4 protein-coding genes are annotated in these 10,908 nt (G+C 39.3%); all 4 read left to right on the top strand.

Annotated features, from left to right (window positions below; genetic code table 11):
* The first annotated feature begins 358 nt into the window (after positions 1 to 358).
* The 4 genes from PQO01_RS17960 to PQO01_RS17945 all read left to right on the top strand — a co-directional run bounded on the left by PQO01_RS17960 (position 359) and on the right by PQO01_RS17945 (position 10,905).
* The gene (locus PQO01_RS17960; protein ID WP_274315558.1) at positions 359 to 883 is read left to right on the top strand and encodes an RNA polymerase sigma factor; all 525 of its coding nucleotides are present in this window, start codon (positions 359 to 361) and stop codon (positions 881 to 883) included.
* Positions 880 to 3,510, top strand: a complete 2,631-nt coding sequence (locus tag PQO01_RS17955) for a YfbK domain-containing protein (protein WP_274315557.1) — start codon at positions 880 to 882, stop codon at positions 3,508 to 3,510. Before PQO01_RS17960 ends, PQO01_RS17955 begins: the two co-directional genes overlap by 4 nt.
* A 30-nt stretch (positions 3,511 to 3,540) precedes the next feature.
* A complete protein-coding gene (locus PQO01_RS17950; RefSeq protein ID WP_274315556.1) occupies positions 3,541 to 9,777 on the top strand; it encodes a hypothetical protein in 6,237 nt (2,078 codons plus the stop codon).
* Between the two features lie 126 nt (positions 9,778 to 9,903).
* Complete coding sequence (locus tag PQO01_RS17945) at positions 9,904 to 10,905, top strand: hypothetical protein (RefSeq protein WP_274315555.1); 1,002 nt, start codon at positions 9,904 to 9,906, stop codon at positions 10,903 to 10,905.
* Positions 10,906 to 10,908 lie beyond the last annotated feature (3 nt).

Here is a 10,908-nt window from a genome sequence, read left to right as displayed (position 1 = left end):
GTGATAAATCTGTGAAGGCTTTGTGAAAAATGCACAGAGTCTGAAAATGAGTGTGCTATCTAACGATCTTGGTATTTTTAACCTGCGCTCTTATGTGGGAAGCATTATTTAAGGTTTAATGATATTGATAATAGCTCTAAAATTAACTTGGAGCTCAGTCAAGTTAATAATTCATCGAGAATTCTCATTCTCTTCATAATTAAAACTATTTTTCCATCTCTTTACTCATTAGCTTTATAAACTAAAGAACATTAAAAAATCTTTTTTTGTAATTTTTTTTTTGAAATGCGTGTAATAAAGCCCTGGCTTCTTCGTCTCAGCTTTAGATCAACAGGAAAAATGATGAGTAAAAATTAATATGGTGCAAGCTGAAGAAATAGAAGTCTTGATGGGGCAACTCGAACGCCCCTTGCTAGCGTATGGCTTTTCGCTTTGTAATGATTTGGAACAATCACGTGATGCCGTACAGAGTGCCTTTATAAAATACATACGATTTTGTGCTGATAAACAAGAATTGATCGCCAAGCCGAAAGCTTGGTTATATCGCGTCGTTTATAATCAGATTATGGATGACTTACGCCGCGATAAGCTCAAGAAAAAGTATGAAGCCGAGCTCGTGCATAATCAAGAAGCACATGATGCTCAAACGCCATCCCGCGAATTGGAGATGAAGACGATGAAAGAAAATTTACAGGAAGAAATTAAAAACCTTAATGAATTGGAGCAAAGAGTTTTTCAACTGCGTGTTTACAGGGAATACAGCTATCAACTCATTGCGGAAGAAATGGATATTAAAGTAAGTCATGTGGGAGTGATTTTACATAGGAGTCTGAGGAAACTATCGGGTCAACTAAAATCGGAAATGAGCGAGGTGCTCAAATGAAAAAGCATCAATTGAATTGTGAAGAAATTTCAAATTTACTCCCCGCGCTATGCTTTGATGAGCTCGTAAGTGAGCAAGCGAATGAAATTCATGATCATTTGCCAGATTGTGAGCAATGCATGGAAGAATATCTAGCCCTGGCAATGGCACTGCAAAAATCTAAGGCGCCACTGCAAGAAGATGATTTAATGTTAACTGCAGATCAACGCAGCGAAATCCGCAAAAGTGCTTGGGCAGCTGAACTCAAAATTGAAAATCAAAGTGTTGCACAGAACCTAGAGGAAGAAGATCTAGGACGATTAGCAAGCCAGGGAAAACAAAAACGAAAATTTCCATGGGCAACAATCGCGGCAGTATTGGTAGTCGGTTTTGTATTAAGTGCAATGATTTTACCTTCATTGGGAACTGCACGAAATAAGGCAGTTGCCAAAAGTCGTTACAATGAATATAAGCAAGAGCTTATGGAAGTAGAGATGGAGAAGCTAGCGTTGGAAGAGAAAGTTGACGAATTAAGTCGTCAACGTGACTCAAGTGTAGGGGATTCACTTGTCATGGGTAGAAGCTCTAAGGCGAAAAGAAGTAAAGCCTTTAATCTACCGCCACCGCCACCGCCACCGCCACCAGCAGAAGCCGATTTTGAGGAAGCACATGAAAAAGTGAACCTTGATGTGAGCGACTCTGTAGTGGTATCAGGAGGTGTAGCAGATGTATACGATGAGCCACCTGCAGCAGAAATTATGGATGATCGAGAATTAATTTCTGATGTGAAACCTTCAACTTCACCCTTGCAGTCGAGTAAAATGTATTCTGCACGTTCAGCCTCAGCAAAAAAATCAGCAATAAAACGGTATGGAGTCGCTAAAATGGCGAAAGCTAAGAAAAGCGGTGATGAAGACGTGGATATTTTTAGCGAAGACAGCAAAGGCCAATCGGCTCAATTGCTAGCGATGAAAGAAAAGCTTGAAGAATACCAAATCAAATCCGAAGAATTGGAGCTCAATCTCGAAGAAGCCAATGGCGAAATTAACGAACTTAAAAATACCGTTGGTAAAAAAGATACGGAAATTGCCCGAATAGAGCGCCAGGTAGAGTTACTGACACCTGATGAGGATGCCGTCGGAGCAGTAGACGGTTTTGCAGACGATGGCTTTGAAGATACGGCCTTTAATGATGTCGACTCCTTGTTCAGGAGTTCGTCTTTGGTACAAGAAGAAGAGCAACAAGTTATGATCCAAAGAGATTTAAGTAAAATAAAGTCACGAGAAACAAATTTGCCGTCAGTTTCTTTGCCATCGCCACTCTTTTTTGAGGGCATGACGGATACGACACAGACGAATTTAAGTACTTTTTCGATTGACGTGGATACGGCAAGTTATACGGCAGCACGAGCAGAGATTCGCGCTGGTCGTAAAGTAGATGCCAACAATGTCCGCATGGAAGAATTTATTAATAGTTTTGATTATCATTATCGCTTACCCAAAGAAGAGGCCTTCAATATTGATTGTGAGCTGGCGGATCATAAAGTTTTCGCAGGTGTGAAAATACTACGAGTGGGTGTTCAAGGTCAAAGACTTGGCGCGGATTCTAAAAAGCCAGGTTCCTACACTTTTGTTATTGATAATAGTGGCTCAATGGCTGCGGAGAACCGTTTGCCACTCATACAAAAAACTTTGCCGAAGATGTTCAAGGCAATGAATGAAAACGATGAAGTGACTATCCTAACTTGTGAAAATCGTGTCAATCGCCTAGCTAATAAACTGCCTGCGGGAAATCATAAAAAATTGGCAAAAGTTGTCGAAGATATTGAAGCTGGTGCAGTAGCCAATTTGAGCATGGGTATTGAAGAAGCCTATAAGTTGGCCTCACAAAACTTCCGTAGCGGTGCGGTGAACCGAGTGATTTTACTTTCCGATGGTATAGCAAGTTTGGGAGAAAAAGAAGCTCAGCAGGTTTTGCAAACAGTTGATCAATATCGCAAACAGGGAATTGCAAATACAGTTATCGGTGTTGGTTCAGAAGATTTTGATGATAGCTTTTTGGAAACCTTAGCCAACCGAGGCGATGGAGCCTATTACTTTGGCGATAGCAAAGAAGGAATGCAGGAGATCCTCGTCAATAACTTTGATGCTTCATTTAAAACAATAGCACGGGATGTAAAAATCCAATTGGATTTTGATCCCAAAGCAGTGCGTTCCTATCGTTTGCTAGGCTATGAAAATCGTCGTTTGGCAAATAAAGATTTCCGCAATGACAAAGTCGATGCAGGCGAGATCGGTGCGGGCCAAAGTGTAACGGCACTTTATGAGTTAGTCCTCCATGAACAAAAGTCAGATGGACAATTAGCGACAGTTAATTTGCGCTATAAAAATTTGGAAAATGAATTAGTCACGGAAATTAATTCACACGTAAAATTAAGTCGAGATCAAGCATTTTCTCAGAGCCAAACTTCGACTCGTCTGGCTTGGTGTGTCGCTACTTTTGCTCGCTTGCTGAAGAATGATGGTAAGGGTGAAATTCGCTTTGATCAATTGGCTGCAGAAGTCGATAGGATCCGTATGGAAAGACCCCAGGATAAAAAAATCCAAGAATTAAAAGATTTGATCATTCGCTGTCAGTCTCTGTACTAACAGTCACAATTTAACATAAGGAGAAAGCTCATGAACAGGATAGTATTTTTGTTTATTATGTCTTTACTTTGCCTAAGCACAAATGCGTTTTGGCCCTGGAGTAAAGAGGATAAAATCACTAATGAATTAAGTATTGAGAAATTAGAATTTCGCATTGATCAGCAGCAGTTTTACGTCGATGCAGAGTATGAGTTTAGTGGGATGGCAGGGCATCGTTTTGCTTTAGGTGAGGGCATGCCAATTCAATCTTTTAGCTATAGTAAAAACTATGAGATTAGCCGTGAGGGCAATCGCTATTTTTTAGTCTTGAAAACCAATACTAAAAATCAAACTTGTCTAGTGACTTACCAGAAATCAGCTGAAAAACAAGGTGAGAAATATAGCGTTAAGGGTTTGAGCTTGCCAATGCAAACTCTGCGTCCGTTTGCTTTATCATATCCGAGTGAATTAAAGAACTTACAATTCAATCAATCCAAAATTAAATTGGGGGGAATTGAAGAAGGTAGAGCTTCATTCTCGGGGAAATTACCGCTGCAAAAAGGCTTTTCATTTACTTGGGAACAAGAGCAAGATGAAAAGACTAAACCCAAAGCCTTGGATATCGTAAAAATTAAGTCGCAAGTCTTGGTAGTTTCGGGGGCTTTGCAATTGGATGTGATCTATGATTGGTCAGTCATCAATGGTGCGCGAAAGAAGTTGATGTTTGACTTGCCTCAAAATTTTGTTCTTACCAATGTGCTAGCAAAAGGTTTTGAAATCAAGGAAAGTCAAGAGGAAGGGCAACGCTTACTCACCTTAGAGAGTAAGACTTCTCATACGCGAATGAGTATTCGTTTAAAGGGTGAAATTAGCGTTGATCAAGTACCTGCAGAACATGAAATTATTTTGCCAGTTCCGCAAAAGGTTCTTAAAAGTTCGGGGGAATTGTTCCTAAAGTCAATGATTCCTGTGAAAGTGATTACAACAAATCACCAAGGCTTAATTCGCGTAGAAGGTAAAGTTCAGAAGGGGAGTCAGTTATATAGCTTCCCAAGTTTACCGATTCAATTGGATCTCAAATTAAAGGAGATCAAGCCCGTAGTTGATGTGAGTGCGAACCACGATCTGTTTGTCAAAGAAAATGATATCCGTCACCTATCGAGCTTCAAACTCGATGTAAGGGAAGCCGCGCTAGATGAATTGAGCTTTCGTTTAGAGGGAGATTTTATTCCAGTGGCAGTCAATGGCGTCAATTCCTATGAAGTCGAAGACTTCACGGGCTATCGAATTTTACGGGTGCGTTTAGCTGAAATCCAGGGGATCCATAATATTACTATTGAGCAAGAACGTGCGATAAGTGATTGGAGTAAAAGTTTCGTGTATCCAAGTGTGAGCTGCATCGGGGTGCGTTCGGAACGCGGCTTCATTAATGTCGGTGCCTTAGAAGGTTTTTCAGTGAATTTAAATGAAGTGAAAGGACTCTTGGAGTTACCAGAAAATGCAGTCGCAAAACGCTTGAAAAATCAGCAGTCAACTTGGCGTTTTAGAGAGCTCGGGTGGGGAAGTACAGTCAGTGTCAAAAAGCTAAAACCACGTATAAAAGTGGAGGGCCTACACATGTATTCTTTGGGAGAGAGCACCGTGTATGCGAGTTCATTATTCACGATGAAAATATCTGCGGCGCCCACTAGTAAATTAAAGCTTGCGATTCCCGCAAAAATAAAGAATCCAGAAATCAGTGGTAATTACCGACCTCAATTAAAGAAAGTGAGTGAGGGAATTTATGAAATCACTTTAAATCAAAGGATAATGGGAAGCTATAATTTACTGGTTAGCTATGATGCGCCCAGTGAATTTAAAGAGAGTGATTTAAGTTGTGGCGAAGTACGCTTGTTAAATGCCGAGAGTGAAAGTGGCTATATCACTTTAAGTGGATCAAATACAATTAGAAGCCAGTCATATCAGTCTGAAGATGGTGTCTTTCAAATCGAAGAAAAACAATTGCCCGAAGCCTATCAAATGCTTCATTCAAACCCCTTGATTCAAGTCTTTCGTTACACGACTTCTCCACACCAAGTTCAGGTTAAGTTGAAAACCCTGGCGGATGTAAACTTATTGGGACACGTCATTGCCAGTAGCATGATACAAAGCACTTTAGTTGAAGATGGTTCCGCCAGTCATAAAGCGAGCTTTATGGTTGGTAATCGAAATCGTCAATTCTTGAGTATCACTATGAAGGAAGGCAGTGTATTGGGACGATGTAAAGTTGAGGGCGAATTAGTTCGTCCAATTGCCGATGATAAAAAATTATTGATCCCTCTTAAACGAAATACAGATCCCAATAAGCTTTTAAAAGTTGAGTTGACTTGGACGAGTAAACAAAATGCTTTAAAGGATGGGGAAGACTTACAGCTCAATGCCCCGAGTTTAGATGCGGTGACACTCCATTCAGAGTGGGAATTAAATTTACCTAAAGCCTACTTATTATCAGATATCGAAAGTAATATTCTCCCTCAAGAGCACTATGAAAGAGGAGGGGATATGAGTTTTTTAGATAAATGTCGTTTAGTCATAAGAAAGCTCAATTGGCCGAGTTTGATTTTGCTCACGCTATCTTGTCTCGCATTACCTTTTGCCTCAGTATTTAAGATTAAAGCGAGCTTTGTACGCATATTATTGACTCTTATGATTGCGGTCTTTAGCATCATGTATTTATCTTCTTTGAGAATTGAGGTTCAAAATGGAATTGAGCTGCCTCAAGAAGTTTACACCTTTAGAAGTATGTCACTCAAGGAATTGGCACAGCCCTACATAAAGGCCAAAGTTAACACTCTATCTAGTGTGAATTCTTCGGGACCTCATTTAAGTCATGTCATCATGCTTGGTTTAGCCTTTTTGATGTTTGTAATGGCGTTTGTTAAAAAATCACGATTGCTATCTGGAGGTGCTTTTCTCGTTTTGTGTTATTCGGTGCAATCATGGGCTTATGCAGAATTGCTATATCTCAGTCTCATGCCTTTACTCTTGGTACTTAGTGCAGCACTCTTTATGGGGCCTTATCTTCTGCAATTGTGTAAAAAACTTCGACCAGCAAGCGCCTTGATACTCTGTAGCTTCTGTTTAATGCCCAGTGTAGAAGCAAGTGAAAAAATAGATCAAAAACAAAAGGAACTTTGCGTAATTGTTGAGGAAAATATGTTTTCAGATGCTCAGATTGATGTCGAATTAGATGAGTCCTACAAAAAACTTAAGGTGAAAATACAGGCGCATCTAAACGGTGATAAAGGCGATGTATTTTACTTAATACCTCAAAGACTTCAAGTTTTAGCTAGCTTACCTAAAGGTCAGATGACGACTATGGAGAGTATTGTCTTTGATAAAAAAATAGCAGAAACCCATATGCACCCTTCTGGAGCACTGAGTTTAAAATTACTTGAAAAAGTTGAACGTTTTGAAGTCAATTATTCCTATAGTATTGAAGCCGTTCAATATGTAAAAGAGAGCCAAGTAAAGTTGAAAAATGAAGAAGCTTATTTTAGCGAGAAACTAAATTTTGATTGGAGTTTCCTGCCAAATTCATCAGTTAAACGACTCAATTTGAAACTGATAGGAGAGTCATGGCAGGCAAAAAGTAAATTGATGCTTTCTCGTGAGGATAGTGATGGGTTTAGTCAATTCACTTTACTTGAAAATTACCCGCGAGAATTTGTGAGAGAAACTTTGGATGATGAATTAACTCAAGCAGATTTTTATGCAGAGCAAGAAGTTCGACTTGTCGCCTCCGAAGGACTCTTGAGCCTAGAACAGAACTTTCATCTACGTTTGATGAATGGCATTCTTCCTTCCGTAGTGCTTAAAATGCCGGAAAATTGGCAACTGGAATCGGTGCTTAGTGCAAATCCTAAAAAGAGTATCTCTTGGGATTACGATGCGACGACTAGAGACTTGAAGTTAACATTCCTAAATAGTGAAAATGAGAAAAATTTATCCTTTAAAATTAGTAGCCGCCGCACCAATTTGCGACTCCCGCAAACAGTGAAATTAGAACTGGCTCACTTAGAGGGGGCGCGCTCAGTTCGTGGTCGAATGATCATGGCTTCGCAATTGGGCTTAGCCATGCGAGTTATGGCTCCAGTGAATTGTCGAAAATTATCAGGTCGACCTAAAGTTGATTTTACGACGGAACCTGAATCAGATTTATCTGCCTGGCAATTTAGTTCGGCTAAGCCGACTTTGAATTTACAGCTATCAAAAGTGCGTTCTGAACTCAGTCTTTTTGCCGATCATCACTTTCATTTGTCTTCGAATCGTTTAAGTCTGAATTCCAATTTGCAGATAAAGGTGAAGAAGAGTGGGGTATTCAACTTAAAAATCAAAGTCCCCGTGGATTATGAGGTCGAAAATGTGCAATGTCAAAATCTCTCTTATTGGGACGTGGAACATGATGATGAGAGCAAGGTGTTGAGTTTATACTTAAGTCGTAAAATTTTGGGGCAACTTCCCGTACAATTATCTTTAGTAAAAATTGTCCCAGAAATTCCTACAAAACCTTCAGTGCCTCACCTCACTTTAGTTGATGGTGGGAGACAAACGGGTTCATTGCTTATTTCAGTGGAAAAAGGCTTCCATCTGGAGGTCCTCCAGAGTCAGAATACCTCAACGGCATCACGAAAAGAAGATGGTAGCCAAAGTTTACGTCTCTTGGCTTCAGGTTGGAGTGTGGACTTGTTGAAAAAAACTTTGGAAGCAAGTCAAGAATGTCAATTTATGCAGACTATGCGCCTCGAGGATAAGCTTCTAAAAGGAATGATGAAAATGGATATCCAAATAGAAAAAGCACCCATACGAACTTTAAGATTTACTAGTGATCAAGCATTAGATAATCTTGATATTCGAGGGAAGAATATTGCAAGATTACGGACCGTAGATAAAAATAATTGGGAGCTAGATCTTCAGAGTCCACAAATAGGAAAGCTCAGTTTTGAGCTGAATTGGCAAAGTGCTGTGACTCAACAAGAAATTGACTTAGCTCCGATAAAACTGCTAGCTGCTACACGACAAACGGGGCATTTAATCTTTTTCGCAGCTTCAAATATATCTTTGAAATATGAGTCTTTGAAGGGCTTTAAGAAAATAGATTTTCGCGAGCTAGATAGTCTTAAAACACCCAAAGATTTAGCCAATTCACGAGCCTGTTTTAAAAGTTTAAATGCTGCTAGTCAGATGAAAGTTCATTTGGATGTTAAGTCATTAGCTAAAAGTTTACCTGCTGAAGTGAAGTCACTCGATATCAAGACACAAGTGGGCATTGATTCATCTCAGATCTCACACCTCAGTTTATTAATGGATCCAGTGACAAAACCTTACTTAAAAGTCATTCTCCCTGCAGGTGCGCGTCTCATGAATGTGAATATCGATCAAAAGACGGTGAGACCAATGGACAGGGAAGGGCATATCTTAATTCCCTTAAAATCACGTCCTACCCAAGTAGGGCAGAAAAATGTAGAGATTGAAATTTTATATATAAACGAAGCGAGTGAACTCAGTAGCGTTGTCGGGCCAGCGTTTGATTTGCCTCTCAAAGATATTCGTTGGAATATTTATATGCCTGAAAATGCTATTTATAAAGACTTTTCAGGAAATATGAAATATCTAGAGACATATACTCTAGCCAACCTAGTGAGTTCGGAGGAAGTCGTGAATCACTATGGTCTTCGAGGTCGGACGGAGTCAATGCAGAAGAAAAGTATTGACCAAGGTTTGCTGATGAGTAAGCAGGGAAGGAATGTAGAGGCTCGAGTTCAGTTGGAACAAGTGGTGGAGGAGAGTTTGGGTGATAAAGGCAAACAAGAGGATGCCAAGATGCAATTGAATAAACTATGGAGAACGCAAGCACAAATGGCCATCGCTAACCGGCGCGATAATTTATTGATGATGGGGAAAGATCTAAAGTTCAATAAAAATTATAATGTGAATGATGTAAGAGCCTTGGAGCAAAATTTGCAAGAGAATGATTCCTTAGCTTTGGGAAGCATAGGTGAAAAAATATTCTCTCGTCAAAAAGCGGCACGTAAAAGAGTTCAGGCACTAGCGCTCGATTTGCCTGAGCATGGGAAACAACTTGAATTTCATCGTGAAATGATGATTGACTTGGAGAAACCTTTACAGATTGACTTTAAGCTCGATATGAAATCTAATAAAGTTAATAAATCCTCACAGTTACCCAGTATATTCTTGTTCCTCCTAAGTTTTTGTGTGGGAATGGGCTTAATTTACAAATTAAAGTAAATTGCTAGTTGTCATGTGTTTGACTAAGTAAGTGTTCGTATTTTTACAAATTATTTACAAAGCAATGTTTTCATTTACGAGAATGAAGTTAAGCTTGTGGAGATATTTTATTACAAAGAGGAAAGTATGAAAAAGTTATTCACCCTAGTATTATTTTTAGCGCTGCATCTCTGTGCAGTAGAGGCTACTACAGTTATCAGCTTGTCTGATTTGAAAGCTAATCAAATGAAGTATTCAGGCAAGCGAGTTGTGACAAGTGGTAAACTCTTTTTTACCGATAAGCGAATCAGTACTCGTAGTAAGATTTACCTAAAGGATACGGCTCGTTTTGGAAAGACATATTTGTTGCAGTTGAAACCAGAAGAGCTGAAAAACCCTAGTTTAGTGAATGGTAAGCAAGTGACCGTGGAAGTATTGGTTTATGGGAATTCCTCAACATTACGTTCCTGCATCTTTACTAGCTTAGATAAAGTAAATGCTCAGGCGGGAGCTACGACTCCAGAAATGGACTTTATGACCTTTGCTGAAGAACTCGATAATATTCATTTGTGCCGTGAAAAGTATAAAGGTAAGACTTTGAATTTAACTGGATATTACCCCCTCAATAATACATATTCAGGATATTATTCCAGTAGTAGCGGTGGATCAAACTACACCTACTTTCGAGTGAAAGACGCTTCTTTTTATATTTATTATGCAGATGAAACATTAAAGGATTTTGCTTCACTTCAGCCAGGAGACAAAATTAACATTCGCGCGAAACTTTCCGATGAAAGTGCAAAATTGGATGTGGACACCTTAAAAGTACTCGAAAAATTCGAAGAAAGAAAAGCGATGAAAGTTGATTTAGGTAGAGTCGTCGAAGCATATAAAAGAGATATTATTAAAGCTGATGAAAAGTACAAAAATCAAAAGTTTGCCTTTCGTGATGAGATTTATAGCATAAGTCTAGATGAAGATGGCGAAGCACGTATAACTATTCGTAGAAATTATGAATATATTTATTGTCGCTTTTCTAAAGAAGCAACCAGAAAACTCAATCGTTATTCAAAAGGTGATAAAATTCGCTTAGAGGCTTTTCACCGTGGCGGTAATTTAAACTACCTCTACAACTGTCAGGTTCAGTAAGTC

Source organism: Lentisphaera marina (genome assembly GCF_028745505.1).
GTDB classification, from domain to species: domain Bacteria; phylum Verrucomicrobiota; class Lentisphaeria; order Lentisphaerales; family Lentisphaeraceae; genus Lentisphaera; species Lentisphaera marina.
This window is presented reverse-complemented; position numbering and strand designations above follow the sequence as displayed.